Source organism: Nitrospira sp., from assembly GCA_029194665.1.
Lineage (GTDB): Bacteria > Nitrospirota > Nitrospiria > Nitrospirales > Nitrospiraceae > Nitrospira_D.
Genome location: JARFXO010000001.1, coordinates 25422 through 42032 on the forward strand (window position 1 = coordinate 25422; position 16611 = coordinate 42032).

The 16611-nt window shown below is 56.4% G+C and carries 15 protein-coding genes, 3 tRNA genes, 1 other RNA gene and 1 pseudogene; 12 read left to right on the top strand and 8 right to left on the bottom strand.

Annotated elements, in window-relative coordinates:
* Positions 1-52: 52 nt before the first annotated feature.
* Positions 53-1894 (bottom strand): ABC-F family ATP-binding cassette domain-containing protein, encoded by a 1842-nt coding sequence (locus P0119_00120; GenBank protein MDF0664461.1) that lies wholly within the window; start codon positions 1892-1894, stop codon positions 53-55.
* 390 nt (positions 1895-2284) lie between these two features.
* Positions 2285-2360, bottom strand: a tRNA-Ala gene (locus P0119_00125).
* Between the two features lie 188 nt (positions 2361-2548).
* Between P0119_00125 and P0119_00130 the strand changes: the two genes are divergently transcribed.
* The 6 genes from P0119_00130 (at position 2549) to P0119_00155 (ending at position 6352) form a co-directional block, all read left to right on the top strand.
* Positions 2549-2638 (top strand) — tRNA-Ser (locus P0119_00130).
* A 245-nt stretch (positions 2639-2883) separates the two neighbouring features.
* Positions 2884-2983: signal recognition particle sRNA small type (gene ffs, locus P0119_00135), an RNA gene on the top strand.
* A gap of 113 nt (positions 2984-3096) precedes the next feature.
* Positions 3097-4890, top strand: coding sequence for a DNA polymerase III subunit gamma/tau (dnaX, locus tag P0119_00140; protein MDF0664462.1), 1794 nt, complete (start codon positions 3097-3099; stop codon positions 4888-4890).
* Positions 4887-5210 (top strand): YbaB/EbfC family nucleoid-associated protein, encoded by a 324-nt coding sequence (locus P0119_00145; GenBank protein ID MDF0664463.1) that lies wholly within the window; start codon positions 4887-4889, stop codon positions 5208-5210. The genes dnaX and P0119_00145 overlap by 4 nt, the downstream gene beginning before the upstream one ends.
* Positions 5211-5212: 2 nt before the next feature.
* Positions 5213-5815: a recombination mediator RecR gene (gene recR, locus P0119_00150; GenBank protein MDF0664464.1), complete on the top strand. Its 603-nt coding sequence runs from the start codon at positions 5213-5215 to the stop codon at positions 5813-5815.
* Between the two features lie 87 nt (positions 5816-5902).
* Complete coding sequence (locus P0119_00155) at positions 5903-6352, top strand: TraR/DksA C4-type zinc finger protein (GenBank protein ID MDF0664465.1); 450 nt, start codon at positions 5903-5905, stop codon at positions 6350-6352.
* Between the two features lie 44 nt (positions 6353-6396).
* Here the strand turns inward: P0119_00155 and P0119_00160 are convergent, their stop codons facing one another.
* A complete protein-coding gene (locus tag P0119_00160; GenBank protein ID MDF0664466.1) occupies positions 6397-7995 on the bottom strand; it encodes a hypothetical protein in 1599 nt (532 codons plus the stop codon).
* A gap of 604 nt (positions 7996-8599) precedes the next feature.
* Between P0119_00160 and P0119_00165 the strand changes: the two genes are divergently transcribed.
* Positions 8600-9046, top strand: a complete 447-nt coding sequence (locus tag P0119_00165; GenBank protein ID MDF0664467.1) for a transposase — start codon at positions 8600-8602, stop codon at positions 9044-9046.
* 68 nt (positions 9047-9114) lie between these two features.
* On the opposite strand, the gene P0119_00170 is transcribed toward P0119_00165, so the two are convergent.
* On the bottom strand, positions 9115-9456 hold the full coding sequence (locus P0119_00170; GenBank protein ID MDF0664468.1) for a hypothetical protein: 342 nt from the start codon (positions 9454-9456) through the stop codon (positions 9115-9117).
* Between the two features lie 344 nt (positions 9457-9800).
* Between P0119_00170 and P0119_00175 the strand changes: the two genes are divergently transcribed.
* A complete protein-coding gene (locus tag P0119_00175; protein ID MDF0664469.1) occupies positions 9801-10037 on the top strand; it encodes a hypothetical protein in 237 nt (78 codons plus the stop codon).
* A gap of 66 nt (positions 10038-10103) precedes the next feature.
* On the opposite strand, the gene istB is transcribed toward P0119_00175, so the two are convergent.
* Positions 10104-10886: an IS21-like element helper ATPase IstB gene (gene istB, locus P0119_00180; GenBank protein MDF0664470.1), complete on the bottom strand. Its 783-nt coding sequence runs from the start codon at positions 10884-10886 to the stop codon at positions 10104-10106.
* Positions 10883-12151, bottom strand: a complete 1269-nt coding sequence (gene istA, locus P0119_00185; protein ID MDF0664471.1) for an IS21 family transposase — start codon at positions 12149-12151, stop codon at positions 10883-10885. The genes istB and istA overlap by 4 nt, the downstream gene beginning before the upstream one ends.
* Positions 12152-12372: 221 nt before the next feature.
* On the opposite strand from istA, the pseudogene P0119_00190 reads away from it, so the two are divergent.
* Positions 12373-12867: pseudogene (locus tag P0119_00190) on the top strand (IS3 family transposase).
* Positions 12868-12923: 56 nt separating this feature from the next.
* Here P0119_00190 and P0119_00195 read toward each other — a convergent pair.
* Together P0119_00195 and P0119_00200 are read right to left on the bottom strand one after the other, a co-directional pair.
* Positions 12924-13202 carry a transposase gene (locus tag P0119_00195; protein ID MDF0664472.1) on the bottom strand — a complete coding sequence of 93 codons (279 nt, stop codon included), beginning with the start codon at positions 13200-13202 and terminating at the stop codon, positions 12924-12926.
* An 8-nt stretch (positions 13203-13210) separates the two neighbouring features.
* On the bottom strand, positions 13211-13636 hold the full coding sequence (locus tag P0119_00200) for a hypothetical protein (GenBank protein MDF0664473.1): 426 nt from the start codon (positions 13634-13636) through the stop codon (positions 13211-13213).
* A gap of 822 nt (positions 13637-14458) precedes the next feature.
* On the opposite strand from P0119_00200, the gene P0119_00205 reads away from it, so the two are divergent.
* The 3 genes from P0119_00205 (at position 14459) to clpP (ending at position 16599) form a co-directional block, all read left to right on the top strand.
* A tRNA-Leu gene (locus tag P0119_00205) sits at positions 14459-14541 on the top strand.
* A gap of 44 nt (positions 14542-14585) precedes the next feature.
* Positions 14586-15896: a trigger factor gene (tig, locus tag P0119_00210; GenBank protein ID MDF0664474.1), complete on the top strand. Its 1311-nt coding sequence runs from the start codon at positions 14586-14588 to the stop codon at positions 15894-15896.
* A 64-nt stretch (positions 15897-15960) separates the two neighbouring features.
* Entirely contained in the window at positions 15961-16599 is a 639-nt protein-coding gene (gene clpP, locus P0119_00215; protein MDF0664475.1) for an ATP-dependent Clp endopeptidase proteolytic subunit ClpP, read from the top strand.
* The last annotated feature ends 12 nt before the right edge of the window (positions 16600-16611 follow it).

The following is a 16611-nucleotide window of genomic DNA, read 5'->3' on the forward strand; positions in this document are numbered from 1 at the left end:
ACCATCGCGCCATTGATGAACACCAGCGTGCCGACCTATATGGAAGGCCGCGCTAAGCCAGCGACACGAGCTGTCGTTTTACATTTTCTAATTCTGCAGACAGCGATTCCCAGCGCGAGGTCAGTCGTTCGAGATCACGCTTCCAGGCCGCTTGTTCTTGATGCAGGAGGTTCCAACGATCGAACTCGGCGTAGAGAGTCGAATCGGCCAACTCCGCTTCGCGCGCCTTGATCTTGGTCTCGGCCTCGGTAATTTCTGCTTCCGCTCGGGACACCTGCTTTTCCAAGCGTGCCTGGGTTTTGGTTAGATCGCGTCGCTCTCCTCCCCGCCCTTTTGGCTGGACTTGCTGGGCCATCGCGCGTGTAGGGCCGGAAGCAGATGGTTTTGCGGTTCCCTCGAGTTCTTCGCTTGTTTCCTTTATCGATTCGAACTCTTGAGCCTTCTTCCACAGGTAGTACTCATAATCACCAATAAAATTTCGAGCCTGACCCCCTTCGATTTCGACGACCCTGGTGGCGATGCGCGCAAGAAACGTCGGATCATGGGAAATGAAGAGGATGGTCCCTGGGAATTCAGCCAGTGCATCAGTGAGCACATCCACCGAGGCCGGATCCAAATGGTTCGTCGGCTCGTCGAGAAGCAACGTATTCGCCGGTTCAACCAACATGCGGGCTAAGGCGACCCGGTTCCGCTCGCCGCCGCTCAGGGCCTTGATCGGCTTTTTCTGATCTTGTCCTGAGAACAAGAAGGCACCGGCGATTCCTCGTAGAAAATTCATTTCCGCATGTCTCGTGACTTCTTCGAGTGACTCAAGAATCGAGTGCTCTGGGTTCAAAGTCTCCGCTTGATGTTGCGCAAAGTAGTGCAAGGTGACTCCGTGCCCTACCGTTCTGGTGCCGGTATCCAGTGGGAGTACGCCCGCGAGCATCTTCAGAAGAGTGCTTTTTCCCGCCCCGTTTTCACCGACCAGCGCGATACGTTGGCCCCGCTCCACGGAAAAATCGAGGGTTTTGTAGACCACCTTTTCACCATAGCGCTTACTAGCTCCGGCTAGATCCAATACCTGGCGGCCGCTCGCTGAGGGAAGGGGAAACCGGAACTTGACCCGCTTTGGATCTCGTTGGATTTCAATCCGCTTGACCTTTTCAAGCTGTTTGAGACGCGATTGAACCTGGCTGGCCTTGTTGGCCTGGTACCGGAAGCGATCGACGAACTTCTGAACGCGGGCAATCTCTTTGGACTGTCGAGCCGCCGAGGCTTGTAGCTGGGAATCCCGCTCCGCTTTCAACTTGCGGAAGAGGGAATAGTTGCCTCGGTACTCCTCGATCTTGTGATGCCGTAGTTCCCAGATGTGCGTGACCACACGGTCCAGAAAAGCGGTATCGTGGCTGATGATCAGGAGCGTCATGCCGGATTGGAGCAGAAACTGCTCGAACCAACGCTGAGTCGGCTTATCCAAGTGGTTGGTCGGCTCGTCCAGCATGAGCACATCTGGGTTCGATAGAAGCAGATGGGCCAGCGCGACCCGCATTCGGTAGCCTCCGGACAGTTTCTCGACAAGCCGATCAAAATCGACTTCCGTAAAGCCCAGCCCCATCAAGATGCGCTTGGCTTCGTGTTCAGGGTACTCATCGCGATGCGCAGCATCGAGGACGGTCTTTCCGGTAATCGTTTCGAGTTCTTGTGGAAGGTAACCGATCCGGAGCCGAGGCCGCTTGCGGATCGAGCCTTTGTCCGGCGACTCTTCACCAAGAACCATCCGAAAGAGCGTCGTTTTTCCGGCGCCGTTCGGGCCAACCAAGCCCACTCGCGAATTCGGGCGAAGATGCGCGGAGGCTTCAGTGAGCAGCAGCTTCGTGGAATATTGCTTGCTGATGGATTCAATTTGGAGCATCGACACAAACCTTCCGTGTGAAATCGGACGACTGGGTCACCCGAGATGAGCTCGAAGGAAGTGAACGGTTAGGAGGTTGGGAGGCGGGGCAATGTGATGAAATTAAACAGAGTAAACATTCTAGAATCCGAATCTTTGGACAATGGAGGCGCTCATCCCCCCGAGAGGATTACGATCTATCTCACAAGAGCGGCCCGCGCCCGCAAGCGGAACGTTTATGAATGCCAACGTGGGTTGAAGACTCTTTCCGATCGCGCCAATTACGATACTGTGAAACTTAGCGATCGACTCAACCGATTATCAGAAAACTGCAAAACACTTGTGGGTTTTATCCGTCGGCACAATTACGAAAAACCTCAAAATAGCCGACGGTACGCACAAAGTGCGGGTTGGTGGAGCTGGCCGGGATTGAACCGGCGACCTCGTGAATGCCATTCACGCGCGCTCCCAACTGCGCCACAGCCCCAGTCTAGAATAATTCAGAGCGCTAAATTAATATAGAAAATGCAGTATCGCACCGACTTTGCGCATGCTAACACGCAGCTTAGAGTCAGTCAATCGACCAATCGACGACGCAATTCGGCACAAACGATGCGTCACCTTGCCGGTCATGAACACGCATGCTAAGATACCGCGCTTTTCACTTCTCGATGCGGAGAGGTGCGAGAGTGGACGAATCGACATGCTTGGAAAGCATGCGTCCCGGCAACGGGACCGTGGGTTCGAATCCCACCCTCTCCGCCAAACCGCACTTCGTGTGTACCGCCCGCTCTTTATTCGGTGCATCGTAATTTCTGCGGGCAGATAGATGCCTGAAGTGTTGACGGTGTTGGAGGGTCTAGGAGGTTGAAGAACAACCATCCGTTCGCCCTAAGGTTCTCGAAGGATGAACGGAGCGGTCCTTGAATATCCTGAGGTTTTCCGTTCGTGCTCAGCTTGTCGAAGCACACAAATCGAGTTGTTCAGCAGACTGCTAGATCGAACATAGGGGCTGGGCCCTGTGCAATAGAACCCTGTGAACCCCGCCAGGTCCGGAAGGAAGCAACGGTAAGCAGCCAGTTCTGTGTGCCGCAGGATCACCTGGCCCCACTTTCTTGGAGAAGAAGAGCGGAGCATCGAGCTATGAGTTTTGCGTTGTTCGACCAGGAATGTTTAACCCAGCATCGACTGCGCATAACTGCGTAGGGTAGGCATAGCGAGAAATGGACTATCAAGTCTCCGCGCGTAAATATCGACCCAGTACGTTTGACGATGTGATCGGTCAGCCGCATGTGGTCCAAACGTTAATGAACGCGGTCTCGACCAAACGGATTGCGCATGCGTATCTCTTTTCAGGCACGCGAGGCGTGGGGAAAACGACCGTCGCACGAATTCTCGCGAAAGCACTCAACTGTGAACGAGGACCGACCAGCCATCCTTGCGACAGCTGTGAGAATTGCAGTGAGATTACGCAAGGGAACTCGGTTGATGTCATCGAAATCGATGGTGCGTCCAATACCAGCGTGGACGATGTGCGAGAGATTCGTGAGAACGTCAAGTTCACGCCGTTTCGTGGTCAGTTTCGTGTCTATATCATCGATGAAGTCCACATGCTCTCAAACTCAGCGTTTAATGCCCTGTTGAAAACGCTCGAGGAACCACCGGCCCATGTGGCTTTCATCTTTGCGACCACGGAGATTCACAAAATCCCCGCAACGATTCTTTCGCGATGCCAGCATTACAATTTTCGCCGTATTGCCAGAACCGAAATCATTGAACGACTTCGGCACGTGGCACTGCAAGATCGGTTGACGCTTGAAGAACGGAGTTTTGTGGCACTGGCTCGCGCCAGTGAAGGGAGTATGCGCGATGCCCTGAGCTTGCTTGATCAGGCCGTTGCATATGGTGGCAAGGCCATCTGCCACGCAGATCTTGAACTTCTGTTGGGAGCAGTCCCGCAAGAACTGGTGCAGGAGATCATTAAGGCGATTATCACCCAAGACAGCCATGCGGCCCTTGTCAGCCTGGCCAGGCTAATGGACCGAGGGCATGACTTGCGGGCGTTCTGCGCGGAGGTGGTGGAATGCATACGCAATCTGCTCGTGGCGGCAGTCGTTCCCGGTAGGGCCGAACTGCGTAGCTTGATTGAGACCTCGGAGGACGATCTGAACCAACTGTCGATGAATGCCAAGGAACTGACTCCTGAGCAGCTTCAGGAGTTGCTCGCAATCTTCGTTCAAGCGGAAGATTCCTTACGATTCAGCAGTCACCCTCGTTTTGTGATGGAGACCGCGGCTGTTCAAGCCACACGGCTGTTGTGTCGACGGCAGGGTACAGAGGCGCGTCCAGTACAGACATCGCCGTCTTCCAACCAGAAACCTCCGGCTGGGTCGGAAGGACGCAAGAGTGGGCCGCCACCTCCGCCGCCTTTGCGTCAGGACGTACCGGCTACGCCAAGGTCCAGCCCTAAAGCAGCTCAGACGTCCATGGCGGAAACAGATGAAGGGCGATCGACTTCATCTGTACTATTTCACATTCCACCGATCAATGAGGGAACAGCCACCCACACCACCATACCTCCCATAGCCGTCTGTCCACAACCGATGTTGCAGTGGGAGTTAGTCCAAGAAGAGGTTGCGGCTTCATTTCCCAATATCGCACCCTTTCTCGAATCCGGCAGGTTTGTTGGGATGGAGGGTGGCTTTGTCATTATCGGATTCGGCAAGCAAGCAACCGTAGCGAAAGCTAGATTGGAGAAAGCAGAAAATCTTTTGGTGTTGTCAAGGTTGTGCGAGCGCCAGTTGGGATATCCCATACCTGTCCGGATTATCGAGCTGACGGAGACACATCCACCGGGGCCAACCATGGCCCAAGTACGAGCGGCCAAGGAGCAAGAACAACGGCTGGTGTTGTTCGAACGTGCGAAGTCGAACCCGACGGTGAAGCAGGCCCTCGAGATATTCGGCGTCGAATTGGCCGACGTTCATATTATAGCCCAGCAGGAGGCAAGCGAATGAAAAATCCTTTCGGCAACATGAGCAACATACTGAAGCAAGCGCAGGCCATGCAGGAACAGATGGCCAAGATCCAGGAGCAAGCGACCTCAAAAACCACCAGCGGGACGGCCGGCGGCGGGATCGTCACCGTCACGGCGAACGGCGCGATGCAGGTCGTTGGCGTGGCGATCGATCCCGAGGTCGTCAAGAGCGGCGATGTCGATATGCTCCAGGATCTTGTGGTGGCTGCGACGAACGAGGCGCTCCGCAAGGCCAAGGAATTGATGGAAGGTGAAATGAAAGCCCTGACGGGTGGAATGAAAATTCCGGGTCTGTTTTAGCGATGCCCGTCGATCAACAAAGCTTGTTGGCGAGATTGATCAAGGAACTGGTCCGTCTCCCCGGAATCGGTCACAAGAGCGCCCAGCGTTTGGCCTTTCACCTCATGAAGGCCGAGCGAGAGGATGCCTTGCGACTGGCGGATGTCATTCGTGCGGTGAAGGATGGGTTAGCGTTTTGCAGACAATGTCGGAATATTGCCGAAGCAGACTTGTGCGAGTTTTGTCTCGACCCGAAACGCGACCGCACCAAGATCTTTGTCGTTGAAGAACCCAGTACGCTGTATGCCGTCGAACGGGCAGGCGCCTATCGCGGGCTCTATCACGTCCTGTTGGGCGCACTTTCTCCACTTGACGGTGTGGGTCCTGGTGATATCAAAGCTGATGAACTCATCGAACGCGTGAAACTCGGTGGGGTTGAAGAAGTCATTCTCGCGACGAACCCCACTATCGAGGGAGAAGCCACAGCGATCTATCTGACCCGATTGCTCAAGCCTTTCGGCGTGCGCGTTTCTCGAATTGCTTATGGAATTCCAGTGGGTATGGACATAGAGTATGCGGACGAAGTGACGTTGCTGAAATCGATCGAGGGTCGGCGCGATGTATAGCCGATTCAGCGCGTACCGACCCTCGTTGACCCCCTCTCATCTAGATTGGTATAGTTCCCTGTTTCCCTTACACGCAGAACCCTAACCATGAAGATACGCCGTTCCGGTACACGTACTCCATCGGCAAAATCGAAGGGCTCGGTGGGAGCCAGGGGTTCCCTGAACAAGCCGGATTCAGCCTCCCAGAAGGCCAAGTATCCCGACATCCGCCGTGACCTCGAACGCCAACGCGCCGCCATCCTTAATGATGTCGGAGAAGTCCTGACACATCGAGGCGACCTCGCGACATTTCCCGACGTCAGCGACCAAGCATCCGCCGAGGTCGACCAGAATTTTTCCATGCGAATTCGCGATCGTGAGCGGAAGTTGCTGAAGAAAATCAATGAAGCATTGGATCAGATGAATGCAGGGACCTATGGGATCTGCGAACGCTGCAGCGGCGACATTCCCTACAAGCGACTCAAAGCCCGCCCGGTAACCACCCTCTGTATCGAGTGCAAGACCCTTCAAGAACAGGAAGAGCAAGGTCGAGGCTGAATTGTTTCTTCACGCGAGTAGAAAAATCCCGGTAGGGCTCGAAACTACTGCTTCAAAACCTTGACGCGTTCTTTGGCATGCGCAATCCGCGCTTCCTCTTCCGGAATCCCTTCGGAGAGTGCAAGGTAGGTTTCGTACTCAGAGATAGCGCGCTTAGGGTTCGTGTCCTCACTGGCTTCGGCCAAGTTGTACCTAGCCAAGGCATAATTGGGGCGAAGAATCACCGCTTTTTCGAACAAGCTTAGGCTAGCAGCTTTGTTTCCGAGTTTCATCTCGACCGTGCCAAGATTGTTGAGCACTTCCGGGATATTGGGCCTGAGGGCGAGCGACTGCAGCATCTCTGTTTTTGCCTTGTCGAGCTGACCGTTGGCTTCCCAGGCGAGGCCCAACTTATGATGAGCTTCGGCAAGCCACACCTTATTTGTGAATCCACCGGCGATCGCCTTTTGATACGCGTCGGCCGCGATATCATAGTTCTTGTCACCGCAATATGCGAGCTGGGCAGCTTGGCCACGAGCAAATTGCTGCAAGGACAAAAACGGTTCTTTATCCTCGATTCCCTGCCGTTCCATTTTTTGCCCTCCATTGCCCCCTGCCGGGTTGCGAAGACGATCAAGGAACTCCCGCCGGTATGGAGAGAAGAGTCGCACGTAGGGATCAATGCTAAATGAGGCTAGGAGCAGGACCGGGCGCTCTTGCAGACCCGTGACGAGGTATTGCATCGTGGTTTTCTCATCACCTGTTTCGAAGAGCGCACTGCTTTCCATGTTCCCTTGCGTCTCGAGTTGAGCCACGTTCAAGTAGAATTCCACTGAGGGTTTCAGCCGTGAGAGCGTGTCTCGGAGTACAGAGTAGGGTTCAAGATCCAGACCTTTGGGAAAGGTAAAGAGAGCTCCAACCAGTACACCATCTTCGTCAAAAAAATAACCCTCTTCTGCGTGTAAGATGCCTTTCTCCTCAGGAATCATGACTTCCTGGCCGCTCCCCCACGGCTTGACCGTATGCGTGCTTGGTGGATGGTTCTTGAGGAATTCCGCCTTGCCCTCACAGAGTGCCGTTGATGAGACCAAAACGAGATCGGTCTCTGAGGGAGGCAGAGGGGGGCGGCTGGGAGAGGCTGAGCCACATCCCGTCACCATGCTGAAAGCGATAAGGGCACCGGCTGACCCGAAGCACCTGAATAGGGTCATCACGCGATTCACTCGCAGACAGTACATGATTTGGTGGGGGCTTCGCGATGAGAAAATTAGTCCTGATCCGGCGTAAGCCAGAGGGGTCTGATCGTTCTGCACCACCAGCCCCCCACAGCATGCCCGTTCAGGCGCGTTGGGCGGAGCCCGACCGCAGAGGTAAGATTCCGTCCAATGCCCAGCCGACCGGGAACTCTCCGAGTGATGTTTGGTGCCCAGATGTTGATCCATGCCGATGGCATCTCTCTCATCCTTCGATTCCCGACGCGTATCGGATTGAAGCTTGCGATTGCCCACGACAGCCGTGTCGTGCCACGGAACACCCGTTCCAGCGTTGGTGAGATGCGGCGCGCCGTACTCTTTCCGGTAAGCCTCGTGCTGGAACACAGCGAGCCCACTCACCTGCTGGTCCAGAATAGTGGGTAGCACGAACTCACAGGGCTGCAGTCCCATCCTAGTCCGAACCCACTGGCGCGGGTCCTGCCTCGCAGGGCGCTACCTGTCCTCCGGCAGCGGCGCACAAAGGCACGATTGCTTGCCTGCAGGATCACCCATCCGCATCCTCGTCGCCACTGATCGTCGATGGTGACTCGACCCTGCTCGTCCCCTTCGGACCAACAGGAGGAGGCCAAGATCGGCTACACCCAGATCCTGCGGGGACAGCTACCGTCCCATCCGCCGCGCTGTTTCGAAGAGCAGCGCCAGGGTTTCTGACAGGGTGCGTTGGCCAGGGCAATACCCAGGCCCCCAGCGGAAGGTGCGCCGTGCTCGCGGGGCGCGTCGCGAAAATTCCGGCCCGAGTCTGCTGACGCATGACCCGCGCCCACATAAGGGTGTTCTGACCATCCGCTGCTCGAATGGTTCGAAGCGCAGCAGACCCGATTCCTGACCGTCGCCCGCCTGACAGCGCCGCTCACACGGGTAGTGCGGCATAATGTGTATGAATCGGGATGTGGGGGGATGGAAGTGCCGAGAGGAATCCGGTCTGACAGGTGGTCAGCTCCTGTGGGCCAGGAGCTGGCCGAGAGATCACCTCTTACCAGAAGGAGGCATCCCGATGAGGCAAGATACAGCCAACGTGGAGCTGAAAGAAACGGCCAGAGGTCGATTGAATCCGTGGTTACTGGAAAAGATTCAGCAGTGGATCAATGGGCTCTTGGAGGCTGAGTTGACAGAGCAGCTGGGCCGTCCGCAATACGAACGGGCGGAGACCGCCACCAACTATCGGAATGGGTATCGACCCCGGCCCCTGAATTGTTTGGGGCTGGGACGGGTGCACCTGTCTATTCCGCGAGATCGTGCTGCGGGCTATCGGAGCCAATTGCTGCCGGAACGTCGGGGACAGGATAAGGAGATGGAAGCCGCGTCGCGTCCGATTGACCGTGAACGAGTCGCGGACCTCGCACGGCGTGCCTGGTCAAACATTGGCTGCACCTCCAGCTACCTGGTTCGGTCCAAGAACCAGAAGGCCTCCAGCGTACCTTCTGACCACGAAACACCCTAAGTACCAAACTAAAAGGCCCACTCTTCTTTCGAAGAGCGGGCCTCATTTTAGTAGAACGACTGGGTGTACTACCGACGTTGTGCGTTCACCATATTGTCTTCAGCTGTGTAGCCGGATAGATATGCGAATCCACTCGCCAGTGTATAGATCGGACGATTGATTCCATAATCAAGTGCTTGGCCAATCGGATGTGAGGCAAATGTGAACCAACGAAGAGGGTGATCGTTGATGGGTGATCCAGCCGCCGGGTCTGAGTAGACCAATGCGGTGCTGTCCAGGATATTGTAAATACTTGTTGGAGGAGTGTACTCTCTATCGTCGGCGCCTGCACTCTGTTGGCGCGTCGTGCTACAACCTAGTGCGACCAGAGCCAGCATCATGAATCCGACAACCTTCATCGTTGCTTTCATACATGCCCTCTCTTGTTTCAATCTCTGTACAAGCTTCTCTAGGCAGATACGTCACAAAGACAATCGGAAGTGTAGCCGAAATCCTTTGTTCCGTCCAGTGTCCGAATTGCGTCTGTCAAGCCCAAATAGAAATGCCGGTTTATATCACGGCTGCCGCCGATTGTGGTCCTCGTTCCTGCGGCCGGCACGGCTGTCCCGGAATCGTGAGGGCGTCGAACAAACGCCCCTGATGCGTGAGTCGCAACGTCCCATTCAGGTGTTCTTCCACCACATGCGTGGCGCGGTGTGCTAGGCTCGAAAAAGTGGACGCCTTCAACCTACAATCAGAGGTCTGGAGGGGTGCGATGGAACGGGTTCCTCGACAGCAGTATACGAAGGAGTTCAGGGAGCAAGCCGTGCAGCTGGTCCTGGCACAGAGGTTGACGATTCCGGAGGCCGCCCGACGCCTGAGCATGTCGGGCAGGACGCTCGCGCTGGGTGTGTCGCGCTCTGCAGGGCCAGCTTGCGACGCTGGGCGAGAGCCGACGGCCCGTGACGGAACTGGAGGCCGAGGTGTCTCGGCTCACGCGCGATCTCGCTGAAGCGCGGATGGTGTCAAGGGTCATCCAAATTGCCCCAGTTATGGTCATCGAAAATTCCCCACCCCGTTAGGTTGTCGTTGACGCTTCTTCGACCCGCACAAGTCCGGCTTTGAGTTTCTCCTTCAGCCGGTAGGAATGGCCCCGGATGTTGATGGTGATCGCGTGGTGGAGCACCCGATCCAGGATCGCAGTCGCCAGCACCCGGTCGCCAAACACCTCGCCCCAAGCCCCGAAACTCTGGTTACTGGTCAAAATCATCGGCCCCTTCTCATAGCGGCGTGAGATGAGCTGAAAGAACAAGTTGGCCCCGGTGCGGTCAATGGGCAGATAGCCGATCTCATCAATGATCAGCAACCGGGGAATGGTATAGAGCTTCAGCTTGTCCTCCAGCCGATTCTCCGTGAGCGCCCGAGTCAGCGTAGCGATCATGGCGGCGGCTGTCGTGAACAACACCCGATAGCCCTGGGCAATGGCTTGCAGCCCTAGCCCGATGGCCAGGTGGCTTTTGCCCACACCGGGCGGCCCCAAGATCACGACATTCTCGCCGTGCTCGATGAAGTGGCAGGTCGCCACCTGCTGAATCTGCTTCTTATCCAACGAAGGCTGGTAGCTGAAGTCGAAGACCTCCAGACTCTTGACGAATGGAAATCGCGCCAAACTCGTCCGCATCGCAATGTTCTTCGCGGTCTTGGACGCGACTTCTTCGCCGAGCACCTGGTCGAGGAAGTCGGCATAGGGCAGCTCCTTGACGGCCGCTTCTTGTAAGAGGGCCTCCAGCCGCTCCCGACTCTTCAAGAGCCGTAGGCGCGTGAGTTGGTCACGGAGCCGTTCCAGTTGCGCCGCGTTCATGGCCGCCCCTCCTGCGACGCCGTGCGCTCACACACCGCCTCGTACCAGGCCAGATCCCGCACTTCGACCTCCGGCAAGGCATCGGGGCGAGGGGACCGATCGCTCACCGTGGACCGACGGTGGCGGGCGAGACGCGCACTGGCTCCAGGGCCGTGCTCGGGCTGGATTCGGAATTGGTGCTGGCCCGGGAGCACCGGGTGCGTCGCGATCTCTTGGTCACGGTGAAAGATGTGGACCGTGTCCCCCCGTCGTTGCACTTCAACCCGCTGACCAATGAGCCGGAAGGGCACGGAGTAGCGGTTCGTCGCCAGGCTGACCAAATAGTCCTCGGCCACGATCCGTGAGACGCGCGCCTCCTGCTGGAAGGCGCGCTGGTCCGCCAGCGGGACCAGGTGGTTGCGTTCTCGCGCAAACCGGACGAGTGGCTCCTCATGCGTCGTGCCATGGATGCGGCGGTCGGCAATTGTCGCGGTCCATTCGTCAAGTTGGGTTTGAAAGTCCACCAGATCGACAAACGTTCGTCCCGGCAGAAAGTTCCGTTTCAGATATTTCACGCCGGATTCGACCTTACCCTTGGTCTGGGCCCGATAGGGCCGACACACGCGCGGCTCAAAGCCCCAATAGTCGGCGAAGGCTTTGAAGGTGGGATTCCAGAGCCGCCGCCCCGTCTCATCCGCATAACAGACGGTTCGCGGTCGGTCATACAGATGCTCTCGCGTGTGGCCACCGAAATGCGCAAAAGCCCGTTCATGGGCCTCGAGAAACTGCGCCAGCCGCTCATCGGCACAGGCGTAATAGAACCCACGTCGGCTGAACCCCAACGTCAACACGAACACGTGCACCACCGTCGGGCCGGCGCGGAAGGGCACGGTGGCTTGGCCCCAATCAATCTGACTCTGCTGGCCCGGCGGTGTCTCAAAGCGGAGGAGGGCCCGCTCCGCCTGCAGCTGACCCTCACGCAGCGGCGCCACCCCTCGCTTCACCGTCTCATAACTGCCGATGTACTCGTGGCTCGCTCGCAGTTCCTGATAGAGAATCCGCGCCGAATAATTAACCTGCGACGCACGGGTCCGCACAAAGTCGGCATGGGCGGTCAGCAGCGTCTCCGTCATCGCCGCTCGGCGATAGGGTTGCCACGTCGTCTGCTGCAGACTGCGCCGCACGGTCTTCCGATCCAGGTCCAACCGCCGCGCAATCCCTGAAATGGATCCCCGCTCTTCATGACGCAACCGTCGAATCTCCGCCCACCGCTCTTGATCCACCATACATACCTCCCGAGTGTGGTCTACCTGGGACGGTATGATCGTTGTCTCCTTGCTATCGTCAAGTTCCATCACATCCCTCCTTCGGTGAGAGGGTGGGGAGAATTCATTGACCACATCTGGGGATTATTGCATGACCGCTGACACGGATGGAGCGCGACATCTTAAAAAAGCCACCGCGTACTTTGCGAAGGCGCAGCTGCCCGGTACGCGCTCATGAGGACGCTGCGTCCCTACTATCCGCTATGACCTATGGGCCGACCATGGAAGGGTGGCTGTATCTGGCTGGCGTGAAGGATCTCTACACCTGTGAGGTGGTCGGCCATGCGATGGACGCCCGGATGGCGACGGACTTGGTGCAGGATGCACTGCTGAAGGCCATCGACACCAAACGCCCAGCCCGCAGGCTCATTCATTACTCCGATCGCGGGTCTCACTATTGTGCCCAGAGGTATCAAGCCACCCTGAGGCAGTTCGGCATGATCCCCTCCATGAGTCGGAAGGGGAATTGCTATGACAATGCGCCGATGGAGAGTTTCTGGGGCACGCTGAAGAATGAGCTGGTGCATCATCGCCGCTACCAGACCCGTGAGCAGGCTCGGCGCGAGATCGCGGAGTACATCGAGCTCTTCTATAACCGGCGGCGGCATTCTCGGCTGGGGAATCGCTCGCCCGCGGCATTTGCCCTTCAGTGGGCTCGTCAACAGCCGGCGGCGTGAGGCTGTAACTCATGGCGTCCACTATTGACAACCGGGGTCAGTTCCCTATTCTCCGACTAAGGAGGGCTGAGCGCCAGGATGTGGCTGCGCGTGAGGGTCAAGAGGGCCTGCTGCGCACTTGAGGTGAGGCGTAACAGGGTGCGTCGAGCATGCTGCACGACCTTCCCGACCGGGTTGAACACCAGAAACCGCAATCGCTTCGGCCGGGCCTCTGACAAATCTCCGGGTAAGGCCAGCCGCTTCAATGCGCTGAGCAGATTGTAGGTCAGCACGTTGAGCCGGAACCAGACGGCATTCGTGCCAAACTTACTGCTCTGCAGCGTCGCAGCGGCCAACTCGTTTTTCAGGACATGAGGAGCATGTTCGACGGGGCCGGCTTTCTCCCGATGCCACGGATCAGGGTGAGACCGCCCTCCTTCAGGTTGGTCACGATCGCAAAGTGTTTCACCGTGCTGCCATCGGGGAACCGCTCGTCTTGGCGTCGGCGAATCCGCACAGCCAGATACCGGCGCACACAGGGCCGGTCCTTCCGATAGTCGCCGTCCTGGCCAAGAACGGCAACAAGTATCTGTCCTGGACTGTTGTCGAAGCCGCCCACTTCGCGGTGCGCTCCAACGCCCAGAGCAATCGGTTCTATGAGAGAAAGACGGAGAGAATGACGGCCAGGACCAAGATGGTCGTGGCACTCAAAACGGTCTCGGACAAGCTGTGTCGGGCTTGTTACTCCATGATCCGGAATGCGGAACCGGGTCGCGTTTGATCTGAGCATCTCTTTCGGCGCGCAGTACATGTATCTGGTTGGGATGGGGCCGTGAGCGTGCCCTGGGGTTGGCTGCGACCTACAAGCTCTGATGAACCGCTGCCTCGTCCCTCACATACCACTCGCACGGGTTGTGATCGGCGGTGCGCTCGCCCTGCGAGTCACACAGGGGTTGGACCAACAAGGGAGCCACGGGATCTGTGAATCCGCTCCTGTTGGAGACGGCGTGGTAGCGACAGTGTTCTGGGGCACGGAAGGGTGCCAGGGGTGGAAAGAAGTCTCGATGAAGATTTGTTCTCATGCCGTGGTTCTGATGAGTGACTGGTGTGAGCCAACGGTCTGGCCTCCTATGAAACGAAAATGAGGCTGCGAGATCGAACCATCGCTGCCGTGGCGAGAAGATTGGCGTGGGGAAAGAAGAGCATTCTTTTCATGGGAACGTCTGGGCCCACTTGACTTGCCGACTCATGGGTGACCCCGTTTGCCCAGAAGAGATGTTCAATATCGTTACGGAAAATAGGGTGAGTGAACTGCCCTCGCCATTGCCAAACAGTTTGGCGGGATGCAATTCCCATATCAGGAAGGTCATCCTGAGGTGTACCAGGACGAACGTATGGCCGAAGTTTTCGATGAGCGATGGGAGATGGCCGAGATCACCAAACAGTCTGCTGGACCATTCATACCTAGTATAGGCCACCCTCGGTCGTATGGGTTGACATTACAGGTGCCCAACGGTACAACGCTATACGACATCTCGTGTTTTCCAGTGTGAGCCATCTACTATTTTGCTGGATCTAGATAGAGTGACAGCTCCGCGACATCCTCAACCATGCGAGAGTGGCGGAACTGGCAGACGCGCGAGACTTAGGATCTCGTGGGCAACCGTGGGGGTTCAAGTCCCCCCTCTCGCACCAGACGTACGATGCCCTTTGCAGGGCGCCCAATCTCGACGATGAAAATGGAAGTGACCGAGATAGGACCGATGAAACGCGCCTTGAAAATCGAGGTGCCGGCTGATGAGGTGACACAAGAATTTTCACGAGCGTACTCGGAGCTCAACCGTCAGGTTCAAATTCCAGGGTTTCGACCAGGAAAAGCCCCTTTGACTATTCTAGAAAAACGTTATGCTAAGGCAGTGGAAGAAGATGTCATTCGCAAGCTCGTGCCGGATTTCTATGGTCGAGCGATTAAACAGGCTGGGATCAGTCCAGTAGTGGTGGATATTCCCCCTTTGGATCGGGTCAAAATCAAAAAGGACTCCCCGTTTACTTTTACGGCGACAGTCGAAATCAAACCCACGATCGAACTTCGCGACTATAAGCCCCCCAATCCAATTTCGCTCCAGGCGGACAAGCGCACAGTTGCGGAAGAACAGATAGATCGCGCCCTAGAGGTATTGCGTGAGCAACAGGCTCGTCTGGATGCGGCCACACATGGCACGGTTTTGACCGAAGGGGACTATGCCATTGTCGATCTCGAAGGATTCTTGGACGGAGCTCCTCTTGAAGGGACTAAAAAGGAGGGTCAGCTCCATAGGGTGGGTTCGAAGGCCGCGTTGCTGGGGATTGAAATAGATGCTCATCTTATTGGAAGACAGGAAGGGGATGTTGTCGAGATTCCTCAGACCTATCCGGTGAGCCATCCGGACCAGCGAGTCGCGGGAAAAACTGTCGGTTTCCGACTAGTCATACAGGGAGTCAAACAGAAGAAACTCCCTGCCCTTGACGATGAATTTGCCAAGGACTGCGGACCGTACGCATCGCTTTACGAGTTAAGGGAAAAGCTACGCGGTGAAATGGAGAATGCGCTCAAGAAGGATATCGAGGCGTCCTATAAGGACACTCTTCTCAAACGCCTCATCGACACCCATCATTTCGATCTTCCTGACACACTCGTAGAACAAGAGCTCAGCACGATTGTGCGGCAGAAATTACAGGCGCGGCAGCGCGGCAAAGTCACCGATTCTCTTCCCGCGCCAGAGATGGAAGTGCTGAAGGGGATTCGCGAAGAACACCGTGAGGAGGCAAATCGTCGTGTGAAAGCCAGCTTGATTCTTGAAGCCATAGCTGAAAAAGAAGGCTTGTCGGTGAGCCAGGATGATCTGAACAATGAAGTGGCTCGACTAGCCACGGAGCTCAGGGTACCGATGGCCGATCTCGTGAAAATGATCCAGGCTGGAGGTCAGGACTCCGTTGAGGAATTACGGGCGAGGATCCTGGCCGACAAGGCATTGGATGTTGTGTATCGTCAAGCGGTCATTCAAGGATAAACGCCGCGATCGTTGTACACGGATTGCGCCGGCCGGAAGTTGTCCAGGAAAGGAATTGAGCAATATGTTGGTTCCGATCGTAGTCGAGCAAACTAATCGAGGCGAACGAGCCTATGATATCTACTCACGCCTTCTCAAAGATCGCATCATTTTCCTTGGCGCCCCAATTGACGATGTGTTTGCCAACTTGGTGATTGCCCAGCTTCTCTTTCTTGAAGCGGAAGATCCTGAGAAAGATATCAATCTCTACGTCAATTCGCCGGGAGGTAGTGTGACAGCCGGGTTGGGCATCTACGATACCATGCAATATGTGAAGCCCCCGATCAATACCATCTGCCTCGGTCAGGCCGCCAGCATGGGAGCCCTCCTATTGACCGCCGGAACAAGAGGCAAGCGGTTTGCCCTGCCCAACGCCCGGGTGATGATCCATCAACCGTTGGGTGGATTCCAAGGACAGGCGACGGAAATTGACATCCATGCTCGAGAGATTCTCAAGATTCGTGAACGTCTCAACGAAATCATGGCTAGACACACTGGGCAGCCGATCGAGAAGATCGCGCATGACACGGAACGGGACTATTTCATGTCCGGCGAAGAAGCCAAGCGATACGGTCTCATTGACGAGGTGATTACACGACCACCCAAGTTTATGAAAGTCGTGGAATCCGGCGACGGGGCAAAAGACGGGATCAAAGGGAAGTAACGCAGGAGGGTA